Annotated in this window: 16 protein-coding genes and 2 pseudogenes; 14 read left to right on the top strand and 4 right to left on the bottom strand. The window is 53.4% G+C overall.

What is annotated here, in order from left to right; all coding sequences use genetic code 11:
* Nucleotides 1-6: 6 nt before the first annotated feature.
* The 6 genes and pseudogenes from kamA to kamE all read left to right on the top strand — a co-directional run bounded on the left by kamA (nucleotide 7) and on the right by kamE (nucleotide 6,276).
* Nucleotides 7-1,299 (top strand): lysine 2,3-aminomutase, encoded by a 1,293-nt coding sequence (kamA, locus tag JG50_RS0107290; protein WP_052154095.1) that lies wholly within the window; start codon nucleotides 7-9, stop codon nucleotides 1,297-1,299.
* Between the two features lie 19 nt (nucleotides 1,300-1,318).
* Entirely contained in the window at nucleotides 1,319-2,344 is a 1,026-nt protein-coding gene (kamB, locus tag JG50_RS0107285) for a lysine 5,6-aminomutase reactivase subunit KamB (protein WP_033100444.1), read from the top strand.
* Nucleotides 2,331-3,950 (top strand): lysine 5,6-aminomutase reactivase ATPase KamC, encoded by a 1,620-nt coding sequence (gene kamC / locus JG50_RS0107280; protein ID WP_033100443.1) that lies wholly within the window; start codon nucleotides 2,331-2,333, stop codon nucleotides 3,948-3,950. The genes kamB and kamC overlap by 14 nt, the downstream gene beginning before the upstream one ends.
* Nucleotides 3,935-5,227: pseudogene (kamD, locus tag JG50_RS18165) on the top strand (lysine 5,6-aminomutase subunit alpha); the annotation flags it as partial. The gene kamC and the pseudogene kamD, both read left to right, overlap by 16 nt.
* Nucleotides 5,214-5,540, top strand: coding sequence for a lysine 5,6-aminomutase subunit alpha TIM-barrel domain-containing protein (locus JG50_RS20650; RefSeq protein WP_235281638.1), 327 nt, complete (start codon nucleotides 5,214-5,216; stop codon nucleotides 5,538-5,540). The pseudogene kamD and the gene JG50_RS20650, both read left to right, overlap by 14 nt.
* A complete protein-coding gene (gene kamE, locus JG50_RS0107270; protein ID WP_033100442.1) occupies nucleotides 5,515-6,276 on the top strand; it encodes a lysine 5,6-aminomutase subunit beta in 762 nt (253 codons plus the stop codon). The genes JG50_RS20650 and kamE overlap by 26 nt, the downstream gene beginning before the upstream one ends.
* A 55-nt stretch (nucleotides 6,277-6,331) precedes the next feature.
* Here the strand turns inward: kamE and JG50_RS0107265 are convergent, their stop codons facing one another.
* The 4 genes from JG50_RS0107265 to JG50_RS0107250 all read right to left on the bottom strand — a co-directional run bounded on the left by JG50_RS0107265 (nucleotide 6,332) and on the right by JG50_RS0107250 (nucleotide 8,618).
* On the bottom strand, nucleotides 6,332-6,709 hold the full coding sequence (locus tag JG50_RS0107265; RefSeq protein ID WP_033100441.1) for a hypothetical protein: 378 nt from the start codon (nucleotides 6,707-6,709) through the stop codon (nucleotides 6,332-6,334).
* A gap of 29 nt (nucleotides 6,710-6,738) precedes the next feature.
* Entirely contained in the window at nucleotides 6,739-7,008 is a 270-nt protein-coding gene (locus tag JG50_RS0107260; protein ID WP_033100440.1) for a hypothetical protein, read from the bottom strand.
* Complete coding sequence (locus tag JG50_RS0107255) at nucleotides 7,005-7,799, bottom strand: ParM/StbA family protein (RefSeq protein WP_033100439.1); 795 nt, start codon at nucleotides 7,797-7,799, stop codon at nucleotides 7,005-7,007. Before JG50_RS0107255 ends, JG50_RS0107260 begins: the two co-directional genes overlap by 4 nt.
* Nucleotides 7,800-8,102: 303 nt before the next feature.
* On the bottom strand, nucleotides 8,103-8,618 hold the full coding sequence (locus tag JG50_RS0107250; RefSeq protein WP_033100438.1) for a GNAT family N-acetyltransferase: 516 nt from the start codon (nucleotides 8,616-8,618) through the stop codon (nucleotides 8,103-8,105).
* A 315-nt stretch (nucleotides 8,619-8,933) separates the two neighbouring features.
* On the opposite strand from JG50_RS0107250, the gene JG50_RS0107245 reads away from it, so the two are divergent.
* From JG50_RS0107245 to icmF, 8 genes and pseudogenes are all read left to right on the top strand, one after another.
* Nucleotides 8,934-11,030 carry a (Fe-S)-binding protein gene (locus JG50_RS0107245; protein ID WP_033100437.1) on the top strand — a complete coding sequence of 699 codons (2,097 nt, stop codon included), beginning with the start codon at nucleotides 8,934-8,936 and terminating at the stop codon, nucleotides 11,028-11,030.
* 227 nt (nucleotides 11,031-11,257) lie between these two features.
* Nucleotides 11,258-12,439: an acetyl-CoA C-acetyltransferase gene (locus tag JG50_RS0107240; RefSeq protein ID WP_033100436.1), complete on the top strand. Its 1,182-nt coding sequence runs from the start codon at nucleotides 11,258-11,260 to the stop codon at nucleotides 12,437-12,439.
* A 23-nt stretch (nucleotides 12,440-12,462) separates the two neighbouring features.
* Nucleotides 12,463-13,317, top strand: coding sequence for a 3-hydroxybutyryl-CoA dehydrogenase (locus tag JG50_RS0107235; RefSeq protein WP_033100435.1), 855 nt, complete (start codon nucleotides 12,463-12,465; stop codon nucleotides 13,315-13,317).
* Nucleotides 13,318-13,351: 34 nt separating this feature from the next.
* Nucleotides 13,352-14,485, top strand: coding sequence for an acyl-CoA dehydrogenase (locus tag JG50_RS0107230; protein WP_258560218.1), 1,134 nt, complete (start codon nucleotides 13,352-13,354; stop codon nucleotides 14,483-14,485).
* A gap of 14 nt (nucleotides 14,486-14,499) precedes the next feature.
* Complete coding sequence (locus JG50_RS0107225) at nucleotides 14,500-15,642, top strand: acyl-CoA dehydrogenase (RefSeq protein ID WP_033100433.1); 1,143 nt, start codon at nucleotides 14,500-14,502, stop codon at nucleotides 15,640-15,642.
* A gap of 24 nt (nucleotides 15,643-15,666) precedes the next feature.
* Nucleotides 15,667-16,605 (top strand): methylmalonyl Co-A mutase-associated GTPase MeaB, encoded by a 939-nt coding sequence (gene meaB / locus JG50_RS0107220; RefSeq protein ID WP_033100432.1) that lies wholly within the window; start codon nucleotides 15,667-15,669, stop codon nucleotides 16,603-16,605.
* A gap of 12 nt (nucleotides 16,606-16,617) precedes the next feature.
* Nucleotides 16,618-17,277, top strand: a complete 660-nt coding sequence (locus JG50_RS0107215; RefSeq protein WP_033100431.1) for a TetR/AcrR family transcriptional regulator — start codon at nucleotides 16,618-16,620, stop codon at nucleotides 17,275-17,277.
* Nucleotides 17,255-20,496: pseudogene (gene icmF, locus JG50_RS18160) on the top strand (fused isobutyryl-CoA mutase/GTPase IcmF). Before JG50_RS0107215 ends, icmF begins: the two are co-directional and overlap by 23 nt.
* Nucleotides 20,497-20,603: the final 107 nt, after the last annotated feature.

Genomic DNA, 20,603 nt, shown 5'->3' with positions numbered 1-20,603 from the left:
GGGGATTTGATCAAAGTGAAACGCGATTGGAAAGAGATTGAGCTGTGGAAAGATGTCACGGAGGAGCAGTGGAATGACTGGCTCTGGCAATTGACGCACACGATCCGCACGCTGGATGACCTGAGCAAGGTGATCAATTTGACCCCGGAAGAGATTGAAGGTGTCGGAATAAGCAAACAGACGATTCCGCTCAACATCACGCCGTACTACGCGCTGCTCATGGATCCGGATGACCCGAAGGATCCCATTCGCATGCAATCGGTTCCCGTCTCTTCCGAGCTGATTCGCACTCGATACGATATGGAAGATCCGCTGTTGGAGGATACGGACTCCCCGGTCAAGGGGCTGACCCATCGCTATCCGGACCGGGTGCTGTTTCTGATCACCAACCAATGTTCGATGTACTGTCGCTATTGTACACGCCGCCGCTTCTCCGGGCAAATCGGGATGGGTGTCCCGAAGAAGCAGATGGACGCCTGTATAGAGTATATCCGCAACACCCCGACGGTCAGGGATGTGCTTCTCTCCGGCGGGGACGGCCTCCTGGTCAATGACCGGATTCTCGAATATTTGCTCAGCAACCTGCGGGCCATCCCCCATGTGGAAATCATCCGTATCGGAACAAGGGCGCCGGTGGTCTTTCCCCAGCGGATTACGGAAAACCTGTGCAACATTTTGCGAAAATATCATCCCGTCTGGCTCAACACCCATTTCAACCATCCCAAGGAATTGACTCCGGAGGCCAGACGCGCCTGCGAGATGCTGGCTGACGCCGGAGTTCCGCTGGGAAATCAATCAGTCATTCTGGCCGGCATCAATGATTGTCCCCATGTGATGAAAAAGCTGATGCATGAACTGGTGAAAGTGCGTGTTCGCCCCTATTATATCTACCAGTGCGATTTGTCAGAAGGAATCGGCCATTTCCGCACACCGGTGTCGAAAGGGTTGGAGATTATCGAATATCTGCGCGGTCACACTTCCGGCTATGCCGTTCCGACCTTTGTCGTCGATGCTCCCGGCGGAGGAGGGAAAATTCCGCTCAGCCCCAACTATCTCATTTCGCAAAGCCCGTCCAAAACCGTTTTGCGCAACTTTGAAGGAGTGATTACCAGCTATCCGGAACCGAGCCAATACAAGCCGCATGATCCCGAGCATTGCGAGTACTGTCAGGCAGCCGGCAGCCAGACAGGGATTGCCGCATTGATGAGCGATCAGCGGATCAATCTTGAACCGAAACAGTTGTCCAGGGAAGACCGTCGCGCCGGACTGGAAGCAGATAAGGAAAAGCTGAAGCAATAGCAGGAGACGTCGCAAAACGATGAAGAGACCGGAAACCGTCGCGATTATCGGAATGTCCAAAAACGCCGGAAAAACAACGGTTCTAAACAGTCTCATCCGGCAGTTGTCCCGGCGAAAGCGCCTGGGAGTGCTGAGCATCGGTGTCGACGGAGAGGAACGTGACGCATGGAGCGGGAGAGAAAAGCCGGCCATTCGCTGTGATGAGGGGATGTTGGTTGTGTCGGCTGCTTCATGCTTTAACCTTTATCCCGGCAGTTTTGAAATGATCGGCTCCTGCGGTTTCCAATCGGCGATGGGGGAGATTTTGCTCGGCAAGGCGCGGCGGGGCAGCCGGATCAAACTGGCCGGGATCCCCGGCACCGGACAAGTGCAGGCAGCCATCCGCAAACTGAAGGGGGCGGGTGCGGAACTGGTCTTGGTCGATGGGGCCTATGACCGCAAGTCTCTTTCCAGCCCGCTCATCAGCGATGCCGTGATCCTCGTCGTCGGGGCCTGTTTGCACCGGAGTCTGCCGCAGGTGGTGAAAAAGGCGGCCGAATTGCTGGCCATTCTCCGCCTGCCTGCTGCTCCGTCCGCCGATCGTTTTTTTCATGAACAGGCGCAAACGGAAAAGAAAGTGATCGGTGTGGTTCAAGGCATGGGAGAACCGCTCCCCTTCTCCACCTTATTGGAATGGAAAGAAAAGAGAGAGGCATTTTCAAGCAAAAATTGGGAAGTGCTCATCATCCCCGGCTCACTGACAGACCGAATGCTCCGCATGCTGATGGAAGAAGGGGTGAAGGCGCGCTTGATCGTGCCGGATGCCACGCATTGCTTTTTTACACACAGCATGTTGCGCCGTTTTTTGCAGTGGGGCGGGGCGGTGGAAGTGGTTTATCCCACCCGGCTCCTGGGGGTGGCCGTGAACCCGGTTTCCCCCGACGGGTACGCGTTTCCTCCTTCGGAAATGAAAGAGCGAATCGCTGCAGTCGCCGCCCCGCTCCCGGTGTTTGATGTTGTACGCGATCCCTTGCTTGAAGGGGGATGGGAAGATGTTTTGCGATAAAGAGACAATGCGTGTTTTGCACTTGAACGAATGCCTGAATGTCTTTCAGCCGGTCACTCCGATGGGCAGAGAGACATGGCGCGAGCTGAAACCGTTTTTGCCCGGTGAGGAAGAAGCGTGGCAACGTTCTTTGGCCGAGCAGGCTGAATGGCAGCGCCTTCTGCCCGACGGGTCAAAGGAGCGCAATCAGGTGCTGCTTCACCTGGCCCGGATGCCGGATCCCGATCCCATCGTTGCGAAATTGAAACAGGGACGAGCGCTTCAGTTGACGGAATGGTTTCATATGAAGGTTTTCCTCTGGCACTTGTTTCGGCTTTCGGACTTATTGCCTCCTTTATGCTTATTGTCCGATGCGGACAGGCGGGATGTGCACACGCTATTGCGCGCGCTCAATCCGGGCGGTCCGCTCGTTCCTTCATTTTGGATTGATGATGCGTACGACCCGGCGCTGGCCGCAAACCGGAAGCTCTTGAAAAAATACGAGCGGGAACGGGAGAAAAGGAAGGAACAGAAAGCGGTCGATCTGGAAACTCGCTATTCCCTTCGCCGCAACCGCCTGGGGGAATGGGTCGTCGAACGCGGTTCCCCCCTCGATCTGGCGTTGCGGGAGGAGGCAGAGCTGATCCGGGTACGGGAAACAGTCTATGATGCCGTCTATCACTTGGCTGAACCGGAGCAGGAATCCAGGGAAGTCGGGGAATTGACGATGCGCGTGGAAGCGTTGGAACGGGAGATCCTTGAACGTTTGACTGCGTTTTTTCTTCCCTATGCGCCAAAACTGGAAGACTGGATCAACCGGGTGGCTCATTTTGATTTGCAGTTGGCGCGAATCCGTGCCGCGGAAACCTGGCGGGGGACGAAGCCTGTTCACGACCCGCACCGGATGGAGATCCGTGGCGGTTTTCACCCGTGGATGGCTCGCATGCTTGAAGCGGAGGGGAAGGAATGCACTCCGATTGACTGTGTACTGCACCAGGGGACGACCGTGGTGATCGGGGCCAATATGGGAGGAAAGACGGCAGCTCTGAAAACGATGGGGATGATTGCCCTTCTTTCACAGTATGGTTTTTTTGTGCCGGCTGCTTCCTGCAAACTCCCCCTGTTCGCCTGGGTCAGGGGAATCATTGGAGATTTGCAGGACGCAGAGGCCGGTTTAAGCAGTTTTGGCTCGGAGATTGCGCGCCTGCGGGACAGTATGGACTTGGGAGACGGCGGACTTCTGCTGTTGGACGAAATCGGAAGAGGAACCAATCCGGCAGAAGGAGCGGCCCTAGCGCGGGCGATTGCCGGACATTTTACCCGGCGCCGGTTGTGGAGCGTTCACGTGACCCATTATCAGGAAGTGCTTGAAGTCAAAGGGGTTCGCGGTTACCGCGTGGCCGGTTTTTCACGGTCACGGGAGCAGCAGGGGAGCCTTTTGCCGGAAGATCTGCAACAGGCAATCGCCGTGGGAATGGACTATCGTTTGCTCCCGCTGAAGCCTGGTGAAACCATTCCGCATGAGGCGCTGTGGATTGCTGAACGTTTGGGGCTTGATCCCGCAATCGTCGAAGAAGCGAAGAGTGGTTTGCGAAAGGAGGAGGAGTCCGGGTGGAAGAAAAATTGAGACTCGACCCGGTTCTGATCAGCAGGGCGAGGGAAGCGGCGGCGGCGATCGCTTCCAGCGTTGACAATTTTATCGCCCGGCGGACGACGGTAGCCGTGGAACGCACCAATCTCCGTTTAATGGGAATCGACGGGGTGGATGCCGACGGTGTCCCCTTGCCCAATGTCGTGGTTGATCACCTGCTCGAAAAGGGAGTGTTGGAGCTGGGGGCGTCCGGATGGGTGGTGAATGCCTCGCTCCAGTTGGGTCTGTCCCCGTGTGACGTGGCGGAAAAAGTGGCATGCGGTTCCCTGGACCTGACGGCGATCGGGCAGTCGGAACCGGCCCGGATCAGGGACGCTGCAAGGCAGCTGGCGCAGCAATGCCTCGACCGGATTCGGAACAACCGCTTGAAACGGGATCAGCTGATCCGGCGGCTGGGAGAAGGGAAAAAGCCGTATCTCTATGTGATCGTGGCCACCGGCGACATTTATGAGGACGTGGTGCGAGGGCGTTCCGCGGCAAGGCAGGGAGCGGATATTATTGCCGTCATTCGCAGCACGGGGCAGAGTTTGCTCGATTATGTTCCGTATGGCCCGACCAGAGAAGGGTACGGCGGTACGTATGCCACCCAGGAAAATTTCCGCATCATGCGCCAGGCGCTCGATGAAGTTGGCGAGGAAGTGGGCCGTTATATCCGTTTGTGCAATTACTGCTCCGGGCTGTGCATGCCGGAGATCGCCGCGATGGGAGCGATGGAGCGGCTGGATGTGATGCTGAACGATGCCCTATACGGGATTTTGTTCCGCGATATCAATATGCAGCGGACGTTGATTGATCAGGCTTTTTCACGAATGATCAACAGTTATGCCGGCATCATGATCAATACCGGGGAAGACAATTACCTGACTACGGCCGATGCGGTCGAAGCGGCGCATACGGTACTTGCTTCCCAGTTTATCAATGAGCAACTGGCGCTTTTGTCCGGACTGCCTCCGGAGCAGATGGGATTGGGTCATGCCTTTGAGATGAACCCCGATCTGGAGGACGGCTTTCTCATGGAGCTGGCGCAGGCGCAGATGGCCCGCCAGATTTTCCCCGACGCCCCGCTGAAATATATGCCCCCGACCAAGCATATGACCGGAAATATTTTTAAAGGGCATATTCGGGATGCGTTGTTCAACCTGGTCAGCATTATGACCGGGCAGGGAGTCCAGTTGCTCGGAATGATGACCGAAGCGATGCACACCCCGCACATCCACGACCGGCAGCTGGCGATAGAAAATGCGCAATATATCTTTCATAACGCCCGCCATCTCGGCGAGGAGATTCTCTTTAAGCCAGGGGGGGAGATTGGAACGGCGGGCGCAGGAGGTGCTGTACAAGGCGGCGAAAATGCTGGAGGAAGTGAAGGAGATCGGGTTGTTCTCTGCTTTGGAACAAGGCATGTTCGCCGATGTGAAGCGCTCTTTTACCGGTGGGAAAGGGCTGGCCGGTGTACTCGAAAAGGCGGAGGGTTATTTCAATCCGTTTGAAGAGGAACTGAGAGCGCGGCTCGGTTTGCAGGCAAGGGAGGGGGATCGTGATGAGCGTGGATTTTACACGGGTTAAACCTTACGGGGATACACTGGACGACGGTGCGGTGCAGCTGAGCTTCACCCTGCCCGTTCCCTGTGGCGAAGAGGCGAGGGAAGCTGCCCGCCGGCTCACCGCCAAAATGGGGCTGGATGAACCTCAGGTCTACCATATGAAGGATTTGGGCGAGGGATACACCTTTTTCATCGTTTATGGCAAATGCCGGCATCACATCGATTTCACATCGATTAAGGTGGCAAAGGTGAAAAGCGAGGTAATGGACTTTTACGAAATCAATCGGTTCATCAAGGAGCGGATCGGGCGCAAAATCGTGGTGGTCGGAGCCTGTACGGGTACCGATGCCCATACGGTCGGTATCGATGCCATCATGAACATGAAAGGGTATAACGGGGAATACGGACTGGAGCGATATCCTGAAATCGACGCCTATAACCTCGGCAGCCAGGTGGAAAATGAGGTGCTGCTGGAAAAAGCGCTGGAGTTAAATGCCGATGTGTTGCTCGTATCGCAGATTGTCACGCAAAAGGGGGTCCATATCACCAACCTGACCGAGTTGGTGGAGCTGGTCGAAGCGGAAGGATTGCGGGATCGGTTTATCCTGATCTGCGGAGGTCCGCGCATCACTCATGAACTGGCGCTGGAATTAGGCTATGACGCCGGGTTCGGGCCGGGTACGCTGGCGCCGCAGGTGGCTTCTTACTTTGTGCAGGAAATCCATAACCGGATGACAAGGGGGATTGAAGCAAAATGAAGAAGACAAAACCTGGGAAGAGAACCATTCCCAGGTTTGACGAAAATCGACGGGATTATTTCATGTCCCAGTAGAAGTCTTGGTTGGCATAAGGCACTTCATTTTCGATCGGTTGATCATCAGGGACAATTTTCTTGATGTGGACGACATAATAGGTCTTGAATTCGGGATCATTGATCATGGAAATCTCAATCAGCCCTTTTTTCTCCAGGCTCTCAATCGCCAGCGCCGCTTTTGAGTAAGGATAGTCAAGTACTTTGGCGAGACGGTAATGGGAGGTGACCAATTCTCCCTTGGAAAGAGGAATTTTAAAATCTTCGTCTGTCATGTCCTCGTAGGCGGCGAGACGGCACAGTTCATAATAGACGAAGCGTTCCGCCGCAGGAAGTTTGTCGACAACCGAATATGGAATGCTTAACGTATGAGGTTTCATGCTGTTCTCCTCCCGTTATATGTTTCATTCTAAAAATCAAAGGGCATGCCGCTCGCCTTGATCTTTTCAAAGGCCACGGATAGATGGGGTGCCGCGCCCACGGAGGGATTGGCCGGAGAAGCGGATGCCGAAAGGGGTTGCGGGTTTAGCTGTCCCATACAATAAGCGAACAAAAGATTTTTCACCAATCCGGAAAAATTGATATCCTCCCGGTCGGCAAACCGGAGAAGTTCCAATTCGACCGCATCTTCCGTATTAAAGGAGACCTGGCGCCGTTCCCGTTTCTTGTAGTCTCTCATTCGCCGAGCGTCTCCTTTCCAAGCGCATAATAGCCGAGAGCATTGGCGAATTGGGGGTCTTCAAACGTTGTGGCAAACTGGAAGCCGACACGCTTAAACGGTTCTACCAAATCGTGTGCCTTTCCCCCAATCAGCTCAACCACATCGGTAATATTCCACATCCCGCCCAAATGGCCGACGATCATGGAGGCCATTTCCTCGGGATCCGCTTCCCGCACGTTGTCCCAGCCTTTGGGGATTGTTCCGCTCTCGCGGTCAATGAAGATGCCATCTTTGAACGTGGCGTAGTTGGTCGTTCGTGCCCCCGGGTCGACGATGCGCACCGTTCCCATCCGGCGGTGCACCCAGTAGGCCGCTCCTCCCTCAATTGTAATCGCCGCTTTTGTGATATGCAGTTTGCGATATGTACCATTTAAAATAATTTCATGTTCACCTTCCAACTTCGCCCGCAGCCGTGCACGTTCATCCTCTTTATACATATTGATCGGCACACCTGTCACCAGTTTGACCTCGCCGATTGCCCCTGCCTGAAACAGTGCCGTCAGAACAAGCAACACCGTCTCTATGTTCACCTTGCTCTCCGTCATCATCTGTCTTGTAAACGAGCCTTCTCTTTCCGCAAGCTGCCCGATAAAATAGTCCTTCCCCTGATAACGGATCTCCATATCCTCCTCCAGCGTCTGCACAAATGTGCGTTGCCGGGCTTTTGACACCTTGCTCGGAAACGAGAATTTTCTGTTGCCGGTAATGGTTTTGACATAGGCCCGCCCGGCATCAACTGCGACCAACATGCTTGAACCACCTTCCCAATGTTGAAGACGAATGTCATGACTGTTGTCACAGAACTTCATTAAATGATGACAGCAGTCAGTGCTTCGGTCGTCATAATATAAAAAAGAGAGGACAGAAGTACGTACAAAAGTACACAAAAATGCGATGAGTGATACATTGTACGGACTACTGTCCATTATAGTGGGATTAAAGCGGTATTTATATAGAAATATTTATATAAAAAATGAATTATTCATCAAAACAAAGATGTTTTCCCGCCAAAAACCAAAGCACATTCCAAGATTGAACATCTCGTTTGTCTTTCACTTTTCTCCATCTGTGATCCGAAAGCCCAGTTTGAAATTGATCGATAACATGGGCTGGTTGGCTTCATTCACATGGGTGCACATAATCTTGACCCCCTGATCCCGGCAATGAGAGATAGCGCGAAGTTTGAGCGAAGTTGCGATCCCCATCCCGCGAAACGATTTTTTCACAACGGTGAGGCCGCATTCGGCAGTTTCCGGGGAGATGATCCTGACGCTGCTGAGACCCACCCACTCCTCATTGCAACGGGCAATGAATTGAGTGTGGCGATGTTGCCAGTAATATCGATAAAACAACTTTTCGCAGAAGTCGGAAAACGACTCAAACGGCCCGTCGTGTCCCGGTTCGTCGAGAACGCCTTCGCGTACGAGCCGGTAAAGGCGGTGTCTTGTCTCATCCGTGTCATGAACTTCATTTAAACGAAAAAAGTGAATACCGGCGGGGTCTTCCATACGGGAAAAGGATTCTCTTTGCCAGTTCTGAAGATGAAGGGTCAGTGTTTGTCTTTTCATGGTTACCTCCTGCAAATCAATCTGCCTTTCATGTCATGTCACTCACCAGGTCTTTTCCGGTCAGGCGGCAGGAGCCCTGTGTTCCTAATCTCCACTCGCCACTTTCATAGATTGGGTTGAACACGCCCGAATTGAGATTATATTAACATTTGGGAGTCTGAATATTTGCCGATGATTTTTTTGTTGCAAAATAAATGAATGACTGCTCAGTTTATGTTAAAATAGTGTCGAAATTCATTTGAAAGCGAATTCATTCATTTTCTTTGCAATTGTCATTTTCTGAATTAACATAAATGAGAGAAAGGAGAGAAGATCATGTCGTTTTTGCAAGTGTTCAACCTGATCGCCTTTTTGGCAGTCGCCGCTTATGCTCTGTACTTGGTTGTCAGTGTCATTTACAAGCGCTATCTGTATGTGAAACTGGGGAAGCCGGCTGATTTCAAGCTGGATATGAAAAAGAGCATCAATGAGGTTCTGGTCAATGTTTTCGGGCAGAAAAAGCTGCTGAAGGACAAAAAAAGCGGCCTGATGCACGTCGTCATGTTTTACGGGTTTATCATTATCCAGTTTGGTGCCATTGATCTTTTTATCAAAGGTCTGGCCCCCGGGCATCATCTCCCGGTGCCGGCCTATCCTTTCTTTCAATTCCTGCAGGAGCTGACGACGTTTCTCGTTTTGTTGGCCACAATCTATGCTTTTTACCGCCGTTATATCGAGAAGATCGCCCGTCTCAAACGGGGATGGAAAGCAGGGCTGGTCATTATCTTCCTTACGTTGCTGATGGCATCGATTTTACTTTCGGCTGCCTTTGAGAAAATCTGGCTGGGCCACCCGGCGAACTGGTATACGCCTGTTTCTTCCGTGCTCTCCGCGCCGTTTGCAGGCTGGATGAGCCAAAGTGCAGGTGAGGCGGTGTTTTACGTATTCTGGTGGATGCATGCGCTGGTGCTCTTTTCCTTTGCTGTCTATGTGCCGCAATCGAAGCACTTCCATCTGTTCGTGGCTCCGATCAATGTCTTTTTGAAACGGCAACAGCCGCCGGCAAAACCGTCGCTCATCGACTTTGAGGATGAATCGGCAGAAGAGTACGGGGTAGGCCGGATCGAAAACTTTAACCAAAAACAGCTGATCGATTTGTATGCTTGCGTTGAATGCGGGCGCTGCACGAATGTCTGTCCGGCAGCTGGAACGGGAAAATTGCTGTCGCCGATGGATTTGATCGTAAAGATGCGGGATCACCTGACAGCAAAAGGAGCGGCCATCACTTCCAAAACACCCTGGATGCCTTCCTTCGCCTTCGCTAGTGCCAACAAAGCACTGATGGAAACGGCTGCGAGCAGGGATGATTCCGGAAAGATTGATTACCCGGTCAATCTGATCGGCGATGTGATCACCGAACGGGAACTGTGGGCCTGCACCACATGCCGCAACTGCGAAGATGCTTGCCCGGTGATGAACGAACATGTGGACAAAATCATTGACATGCGGCGCTATCTCGTCATGACGGAAGGAAAGATGAGTCCCGAGGCTTCCCGTACCTTCTCCAATATCGAACGCCAGGGCAATCCGTGGGGGATCAGCCGGAAGGATCGGGCGAAATGGACAGAAGGGGCCGATGTGCCGGTGCCGACGGTAAAAGAGGAAAAAGAGTTTGAATATCTCTTTTTTGTCGGTTCGATGGGCTCCTATGATAACCGGAGTCAAAAAATCAGCCGGGCGCTGGTGAAAATTTTGCATCACGCCGGCGTGAAGTTTGCCATTCTCGGAAACAAGGAGAAAAACTCGGGAGATACGGCCCGCCGCATGGGAAATGAGTTTTTGTTTCAACAGCTGGCCACCGACAATATCGCATTGTTTGAAAAGCATAACGTGAAGAAAATCATTACCATCGACCCGCACGCTTATAATGTCCTGAAAAATGAATATCCGGATTTGGGGCTTGAGGCGGAAGTGTACCACCATACCGAAGTGCTGGCGGATCTGATCAAACAGGGCCGCATCAAGCCGGTCAAAGAGGTGAAAGAGCGGATCACCTATCATGATTCCTGTTATCTCGGGCGTTACAACGGTGTATTCGATCCGCCGCGCTATATTCTCGAGCACATTCCCGGACTGGAATTGGTGGAGATGAAGCGGAACCGGGAAAACGGCATGTGTTGCGGCGCCGGTGGAGGAATGATGTGGATGGAGGAAACCGAGGGCGTGCGCATCAATGTGGCCCGAACCGAGCAGGCGCTGGAAGTAAATCCGACTCTGATCGGCAGTGCTTGCCCGTACTGCCTGACCATGTTGTCCGACGGGACCAAGGCCAAAGAAGTGGAAGACAGAGTGAAAACGATGGATGTCGCCGAAATCCTCGCTCTCTCCATCAATTTTGAGGACGAAGCAGATGTGGTGGAAGGCATTCACTAAGCGGGAGAAAAAGACGCTCTCAGGTATGATGTGAGAGCGTCTTTTTAAATGTGAATTGGATTGGATGAATGCCAAAAAATATGAATAAAATACTTAATCGAAATAATGGAATGAGATTTACTATTGTTAAGAGTAGGGATTTCAGTTAATCTAAAATTGGAGGCGCTTTCATTTGGAGGCGATGTGAACGAACGCTCGGTAGAACAATGCGTGAGGGAGAGTGACCAATGGTGAAAGCGGTAATTTTAGGCGGGGCAAGAACGCCTTTTGGCAAATTTGGCGGTGCATTGAAAGATGTTCCAGCAGTCGAGCTCGGGGGGACGGCGATTCGGGCCGCTCTCGAACGAGCTGGGGTGGCAGCGGAAATGGTCGATGAAGTGATCATGGGGATGGTGCTCCAAGGGGGAGCGGGGCAAATCCCTTCGCGCCAGGCGGCACGTCTTGCCGGTTTGGGATGGGAAGTCGGCACGGAAACGATTAACAAAGTATGTGCTTCCGGATTGCGCAGTGTTACCCTGGCAGATCAGATCATTCGTGCGGGAGATGCCGGGGTGGTGGTGGCCGGCGGGATGGAGAGCATGAGCAATGCTCCTTACATTTTGCCGTCGGGGCGGTTTGGCCAGCGCATGGGTGACGGGAAAATGGTCGATCTCATGATTCATGATGGTTTGTGGTGCGCTTTTCACGATGTGCACATGATCGTCCATGGCAGCAATACGGCCAAGGAATACAACGTGACGCGCGAAGAGCAGGATGCATGGGCGCTTCGCAGCCATCAGCGGGCGCTTGAAGCCATTAATCACGGGCGGTTTGCCGATGAGATCACTCCGGTAACCGTCAAAGTAAAGAAACAGGAGATCGTCGTTGACCGCGATGAAGCCGTTCGCGCCGATACCACGCTGGAAAAACTGTCCGGGTTGAAACCGGTTTATCTCCAGGATGGCACGATTACCGCCGGCAATGCGCCCGGGGTAAATGACGGTGCAGCCGCTCTGGTGGTGGCCTCAAGCGAGAAAGCACAGGAATTGGGGATCAAGCCGTTGGCAAGCATCCTGGGTCACGCAGCGGTGGCGATGGAAGCGAAGGATTTTCCGATCACCCCCGCTTATGCCATCAAGAAACTGCTGAAAAAGCACGGGCTGACCGTCGCACAAATCGATCTGTTTGAAATTAACGAGGCGTTTGCTGCGGTTGCGCTGGCCAACAGCAAACTGCTTGGAATCGATCCCGGGAAGCTCAATGTAAACGGAGGCGCGGTTGCTTTGGGCCATCCGATCGGCGCCAGCGGAGCGAGAATTTTGTTGACGCTGATCATGGAACTGAAACGCCGCGGCGGCGGATTGGGTGTGGCCGCGATTTGCAGCGGTGCGGCCCAGGGCGATGCCGTTTTGGTCAAAGTCGAAGGCTAAAAGCGAAAAGGTGGGATGAATCGGTGGAAATCAAGCGGATCAGCGTTATCGGAGCAGGGCAGATGGGGAGCGGGATCGCCCAGACGGGAGCGCAGGCAGGCCTGGACGTCACCCTTGTCGACATGGCGGAAGCGCCCTTGCAAAAGGGATTGGAGCGGATTAAGGGGAATTTGCAACGGGACGTGCAAAAAGGGAAGATTTCCGTTCAGGAGATGGAGGCGGTGCTGGGACGCATCCGTCCGGTATTGAAACTGGAGGAAGCGGCAGCCGAGGCGGATCTCGTCATCGAGGCCGTTGTGGAAAACATGGAGGTAAAGGCGGACGTCTTCCGAAAACTGGATGTACTCTGCCCGAAACATGCGATTTTGGCCAGCAATACTTCGTCGCTTCCGATCACGGAAATCGCTGCTGTCACCAAACGCCCGGAAAAAGTGATCGGCATGCATTTTATGAATCCGGTTCCAGTGATGAAGCTGGTCGAGGTGATTCGCGGTTTGCAGACAGCGGACGAGGTATTTGCCGCAGTAGAGCAATTGGCGAAACGGATGGGGAAAGTTCCCGTCGAGGTGAATGATTTTCCCGGCTTTGTATCCAACCGCGTTCTGATGCCGATGATCAACGAGGCGATTTATGCCGTTTATGAGGGCGTGGCCACGCCGGAAGCGGTTGACCAGGTGATGAAACTGGGCATGAATCATCCGATGGGTCCCTTAACCCTGGCTGATTTTATAGGACTGGATACCTGTTTGTACATCATGGAGATTTTGTATGAAGGTTTTGGAGACAGCAAATACCGTCCGTGTCCCTTGTTGCGCAAATATGTGAAGGCCGGTTGGCTGGGACGCAAGAGCGGGCGCGGCTTTTACACCTATGAATGAAATTGCGTGATGTGGAGCGTGAAGAGCAGTGGACTTGAGGCTGACGGACGAGCAGGCGATGATGCGCAAGATGGTGAGGGATTTTGCGTGTGAGGAGATCACACCTTTGATCAGCCGTATGGAAGAAAACGATGAATTTCCGCGGGCTTTAATTTCCAAGATGGGAGAAATCGGCCTGATGGGGATTCCCGTTCCGGAAGAGTACGGGGGAGCCGGGGCTGACTTTTTATCTTATATTCTGGCGATTGAGGAAATTGCCAAAGTGAGTGCCGCATTCAGCGTGATTCTGGCAGTGCACACCTCGGTCTGCACTCTTCCCATTTTGAAGTGCGGAACGGAGGAGCAAAAACAGAAATATGTGACGCGATTGGCCAGCGGGGAGCAGGTGGGCGCTTTTGCCTTGACGGAGCCGCACGCCGGTTCCGATGCCGCCCGGATTCGAACCGGCGCGCGCCGGGTGGGGGACAAATACATCCTGAACGGAAGCAAGGTGTTTATTACCAACGCGGAAGCGGCCGATGTTTTTCTCACCTTTGCCGTGACCGATCCGTCCCGGGGCAAAAAAGGCATCACGGCGTTTATCGTGGACAGGGATACCCCCGGTTTTCGGGTGGGGGAAAAAGAGAAAAAAATGGGGCTGCATGGTTCGGGCACTTGCGAACTGATTTTTGAAGAGGCGGAAGTGCCCGCGGAAAACCGGCTGGGAGAGGAAGGAGAAGGATACAAGGTGGCCCTGAGCAATCTGGCCGGCGGAAGAATCGGCATCGCCGCCCAGGCGCTCGGCATTGCCCAGGGAGCGTTCGATGCCGCACTCTCCTATGCAAAGGAACGGAATCAGTTCGGAAAGCCGATCGCCAAGCAGCAGGCGATTCAGTTCAAACTGGCCGATATGGCTACAGAGATCGAAGCGGCCCGCCTTCTGACCTATCGTGCTGCCGATTTGCACGCACAGGGAAAACACTGTCGCCTTGAAGCTGCGATGGCGAAGAGATTTGCCACCGATGTGGCGATGAAAACAGCGGTCGAAGCCGTGCAAATTTTTGGCGGGTACGGATATACGCGGGAATTTCCGGTTGAGCGATTTTTCCGTGATGCAAAGGTAACGCAAATCTATGAAGGAACCAATGAAATTCAGCGGATCGTGATCGCAAATGAACTTTTGGCATAAGAGGAGGAACCCCCATGCATTTTAAACTGAGTGAAGAACATGAAATGATGCGCAAGATGGTCCGCGAATTTGCGCTGAAAGAAGTCGCTCCGACAGCGGCTCTCCGCGATGAGAAAGAAGAATTTGACCGCTCCATTTTTGACCGCATCGGGGAACTGGGATTGGCCGGGATTCCCTGGGAGGAGGAATGGGGAGGAGCCGGGGCTGATTTTTTGAGCTACGTGATTGCGGTGGAGGAATTGTCGCGCGTCTGCGCTTCCACCGGGGTCACCTTGTCGGCCCACATTTCACTGGCGAGCTGGCCGATTTATAAGTTTGGAACAAAAGAGCAAAAAGAGCGTTTTTTGCGTCCTTTGGCGGAAGGAACCAAGCTGGGGGCCTACGGCTTGACGGAGCCGGGTTCCGGTTCGGACGCGGCGGGAATGAAGACGACTGCGGTAAAAGACGGGGATCACTACGTTTTAAACGGGAACAAGATTTTTATCACCAATGGCGGTGAAGCGGAGATTTACGTCGTGTTTGCGCTGACCGACCCTGCGCTGAAACACAAAGGGACGACCGCTTTTATCGTGGAAAAGGGAACTCCCGGTTTTTCCATCGGCAAAAAAGAGAAAAAATTGGGAATCCGTTCCTCTCCCACGACGGAAATCATTTTTGACAATTGCCGCATTCCGGCTGACCAACGTTTGGGAGAAGAGGGAGAAGGCTTTAAAATCGCCATGATGACGCTTGACGGGGGCCGGAACGGCATCGCCGCCCAGGCGCTCGGCATTGCCCAGGGAGCATTTGATGCCGCGCTCTCCTATGCAAAAGAACGGAACCAGTTCGGGAAGCCGATCGCCAAGCAGCAAGCGATTCAGTTCAAACTGGCCGATATGGCGACACAGATTGAAGCAGCCCGCCTGCTCACCTACCAGGCTGCCTGGCTCGAGTCACAAGGTCTCCCTTACGGAAAGGCATCGGCGATGGCAAAATTGTACGCCGGTGATATCGCGATGCAAGTGACGACGGAAGCGGTTCAAATCTTTGGCGGTTACGGCTACACAAGGGAATATCCGGTCGAACGCATGATGAGGGATGCGAAGATCACGCAGATTTATGAAGGAACCAATGAGATCCAGCGCGTGGTGATTTCAAACCATCTGCTCAGGGAATAGCGGTTTGGCCGGGAGGGACGGAAAGTGGCCGATTTGATCAGGCGCTTGAAAGAAAAGGACAAACGGTACATTGCCCGCGTAATCAGCCGCATTGAAAACGGGGACCCGGAGCGGGAGCAATTGCTTGAGGCTCTTTTCCCGCATACCGGGCAGGCGTATGTGCTCGGCATTACTGGGTCTCCCGGTGCCGGCAAAAGCTCGCTCATGAACGGGTTAATCCGTTATCTCAGACAAAAAGGGATGACTGTGGCGGTCATAGCCATCGACCCGACCAGTCCTTTTTCCGGAGGCGCCATTTTGGGTGACCGCGTCCGCATGACCGGACATTCCCTGGATGAGGGCGTATTTATTCGCAGCATGGGCAGCCGCGGCAGCCTGGGCGGATTGTGCCGGGCGGCAAAGGATGCTGTGAAAGTGCTGGATGCGGCGGGATATGATCTGGTGCTGCTGGAAACGGTCGGGGTGGGGCAGGCGGAATTGGATGTGATGCATGCGGCGGATTCTGTTTCCCTGGTGCTCAATCCGACAGCGGGGGATGTCGTTCAGGTTTTTAAAGCGGGCATTATGGAAATCGCCGATCTTTTTGTGATCAACAAAGCGGATTTGCCGGGTTCGCATCGCCTTGCGGAGGAAATTGAACGCATGCTCGATCTGAAGCCTGATCTCCCCTGGCGTCCTCCCATTGTCAAAACCATCGCGACCAGGGAAGAAGGACTGGTGCTGTTATGGGAAAAGCTGGAGGAGCATCGCCGCTTTCTTGAGCAAACCGGTGAGAGGAGGCGAAGGCGGCAGCGTCAGGCTGAGTTGGAGCTGAAGGAGCTGGTGCAGGATTTGCTCGGGCAAAAACTGGCGGAATCGCTCGCTTCCCCTGACTGGCAGCATGAGCTTTCCCAGGTGGTTTCCCGGCAGAAAAGCCCGATTTCCGCTGCGCGTGAATGGTTAAGGCGTGTCCGATTCGACTAGAGAGGTGAGGAGATGAAAAAGAATTCCGAACTGATTCCCTCGATGATCAAGGATCAGCGCCTGATCGAACAGCGGCGGGCCCAGATCATCGAGGGAGCAGTGCGTTTGTTTGTGGAGAAAGGGTTCCATAAAACGACAACGCGGGAAATCGCGAGAGAATGCGGATTGTCGATCGGGACGATGTATGAATATATTCAGAGCAAGGAAGATGTTTTGTATCTTGTTTGTGAATATATCCATTCGGAATTGGAAGATCGTTTGCGCAGAGTGGTTGCGGAAGAGGATCAGGGAGCCGTTTCTCTCTCCAAGGGATTAAAGCAGCTGTTCAGAGTGATGGAAGAGATGCGGCCGCTCGTTTTGCTGATTTATCAGGAAACGAAATCGCTCCCGAAAGACAAGATGAAATATGTGTTGCGGAAAGAAGAGGAAATCACCGGGATTTTTGAGCGGATTTTGCAAAAAGGGATGGAAGATGGAACGATTCAGATCGATCCTTCCTCCGTCAAACTGATGGCCCATAATATCATCGTGATCGGCCAGATGTGGACGTTCCGCCATTGGGCGGTCGGGAAGCACTATGGGTTGGAGGAATTTACCGAGCGGCAGATGAGCCTGCTTCTCGGCGATCTGACAACGGGAGGAAAGACGGATGGGAAAACCAGCGCAACCTAAGCATGCCATTCGGTTTATAACGGCAGCGAGCCTGTTTGACGGACATGATGCATCCATCAACCTGTTTCGCCGCCTTTTGCAAGATTCAGGTGTGGAAGTGATTCATCTCGGACACAACCGATCCGTCGATGAGATCGTGGAAGCGGCCATACAGGAAGATGTACAGGGAATCGCCGTTTCTTCCTATCAGGGCGGACACATCGAGTTTTTTAAATATATGATTGATTTGCTAAAAAAGAGAGGCGCTGCCCATATCCGCGTCTTCGGCGGAGGCGGGGGCGTTATTATTCCCCGGGAAATACGAGAGTTGGAGGAATATGGCGTATGCAAGATCTTTTCCCCGCAAGATGGCCGCGACATGGGCCTGATGGGAATGATCGAGTTTATGGTGCGGCAGTGCGATTTTTCGACGATTGAGAACGTTTCCTGGGAAATGAATGCCTTGAAAACCGGGGATAAAAAAGAGATTGCCCGGTTGATCACGCTGGTTGAAGAAGCGGCCGAAAACGAGCAATGGCGGCAAACGGCGTCTTCGCTTCTGGAAGAGATCGGGGAGGAAGAGGAAAAGGTGATCCCCGTCGTCGGAATCACGGGAACCGGCGGAGCGGGAAAAAGTTCGTTGACCGATGAGCTGGTACGCCGTTTTCTCGAAGATTTTCCGGAAAAAAAGTGGCGATCCTGTCGGTCGATCCATCGAAACAAAAAACGGGCGGTGCGTTGCTGGGAGACCGTATCCGCATGAATTCCGTGCATCATCCCCGGGTCTATATGCGAAGCCTGGCCACGCGGCGCACCCGTTCCGAACTGAGCGGAGGGATTCGCGGGGCGATCCGTGTGTTAAAACGGGCCGGCTATGATTTCATCATTGTTGAGACAAGTGGAATCGGGCAGGGAAATGCCGATGTGATTCAGGTCAGCGATGTCTCCGTCTATGTGATGACTTCGGAATACGGCGCACCGTCCCAGTTGGAAAAAATCGAGATGCTGGATTATGCCGATCTGGTCGCCATCAACAAATTTGACCGCAAGGGTTCCGAAGATGCGCTGCGCGACGTGAAGAAACAATACCGGCGCAATCATAAATTATTCGAGGCTCCTGATGAGGAAATTCCGGTTTATGGGACGATGGCCAGCCGTTTCCACGATCCGGGCACCAATCGGTTTTATCGCGCCCTGATCGATAAAATCAGGCAAAAATGCGGAGTCGACTGGCAATCTGAAATGACCGTGAGCGGGGATCTCAACATTCACTATATTATACCGCCGGAGCGAACCCATTACCTGCGCGAAATCGCGGGAACCGTTCGCAAATACCATCAGCAGTCCGAGCGCCAGGCGGAATGGGCAAGCCGTCTCTATCAACTGGAGGGAAGCAAGGCTGTCTTGCAGGATGAAGAAGATGCCTCCGTCCGGGAGAGGCTGGAGCAAAAGATTAAAGAGGTCGAGGCAAAACTCACTCCGGAGAACAAGGAAGCGCTTAAAAACTGGCCGGAAATGATGAAAGCTTATCGGCAGGAGCAGTTCGTCACCCGGATTCGCGGGAAGGAGATCCGTGTTCCCCTGTATACCGAAACGCTTTCGGGGACGATGATTCCCAAAGTGGCTCTGCCCCGTTTTAAGGACTGGGGCGAAATCCTTCGCTGGTTGCACAAAGAAAACCTGCCTGGCTACTTCCCGTTTACTGCCGGGGTTTTCCCGTTCAAGCGAACCGATGAGGACCCTAAGCGGCAGTTCGCCGGTGAGGGATCGCCGGAGCGAACCAACAAGCGCTTTCACTATTTATCGAAAAATGATCAGGCGAAGCGGCTGTCCACTGCTTTTGACAGTGTGACGCTGTATGGGGAAGACCCGGATGAGCGGCCGGACATTTACGGGAAAGTCGGAGAATCCGGGGTCAGTATTTGTACCTTGGAAGATATGAAGAAACTGTACGCCGGTTTTGATCTGTGTGCGCCCAACACGAGCGTGTCAATGACGATTAACGGCCCGGCGCCGATTTTGCTCGCGATGTATTTTAATACGGCGATTGAACAACAAATCGAAAAGTTCCGTTCCACCGAAGGGCGGGAGCCGACGGAGGAGGAAAGGGAAAAGATCAAGCGGGAGACGCTGAAGCGGGTGCGCGGAACGGTGCAGGCGGACATCCTGAAAGAGGATCAGGGGCAAAATACCTGTATTTTTTCCACGGAGTTCGCTTTGAAGATGATGGGTGACATCCAGCAGTATTTCATCGACTACGGCATTCGCAATTACTATTCCGTCAGCATCAGCGGTTATCATATCGCCGAAGCCGGGGCCAATCCGATCACCCAGCTGGCCTTCACCTTGGCCAACGCTTTTACCTATGTGGAATATTACCTCAGCCGCGGGATGAAGATCGATGATTTTGCACCCAACCTCTCGTTCTTTTTCAGCAACGGAATGGATGCTGAGTATTCGGTGATCGGCCGTGTGGCCCGGCGCATTTGGGCCATCGTCATGAAGCACCTCTACGGGGCGGGTGAGCGGAGTCAAAAGTTAAAGTATCATATTCAAACATCGGGCCGCTCCCTGCACGCGCAGGAAATCGACTTTAACGACATCCGCACGACGCTGCAAGCCCTGATGGCTATTTATGATCAGTGCAATTCGCTCCATACCAATGCCTATGATGAGGCGATTACCACCCCGACGGAGGAATCCGTGCGCCGCGCCATGGCGATTCAACTGATTATCACCAAAGAGCTGGGGCTGGCCAAGAATGAAAACCCCCTCCAGGGTTCCTTTATAATCGAGGAGTTGACCGATCTGGTTGAAGAAGCCGTTCTCAAAGAATTTGAGCGCATCAGTGACCGCGGCGGGGTGCTCGGGGCGATGGAGACGCAGTATCAACGCAGCAAGATCCAGGAAGAGTCTCTCTATTATGAGACGAAGAAGCATTCGGGGGAATTGCCGATTATCGGGGTCAATACGTTTGAAAACCCCAATCCGCCGGAGGATTATGAGCTTGAACTTTCCCGGGCGACACCGGAGGAAAAAGAAAGGCAAATCGCCAACCTGCGTGCTTTTCAGGAGAAAAATCGCGAAGCGGCTGAAAAAGCGCTGGCCAGATTGAAACAAGTGGCAAGAGAGAATGGGAATCTGTTTGCTGAATTGATGGAAACGGTGAAAGTGGCCAGCCTCGGGCAGATTACCCATGCTTTGTACGAGGTGGGCGGACAATATCGCCGGAATATGTGAACCGGGCCATCAATGGTTTCCTGAGGCTGTCGGGTAAATCTGCGGAACTGAAGGGAAGGGGCTTGGTGCTTTTTTGCCGCGGCTTTTCGATGAAGGAGCGGGGAAGC

The sequence above is a fragment of the Thermoactinomyces daqus genome (assembly GCF_000763315.1).
GTDB classification, from domain to species: Bacteria; Bacillota; Bacilli; order Thermoactinomycetales; family Thermoactinomycetaceae; genus Thermoactinomyces_A; species Thermoactinomyces_A daqus.
Note: the sequence above shows the minus strand (reverse complement) of the source record. Positions and strands in the feature narration are given on the sequence as shown.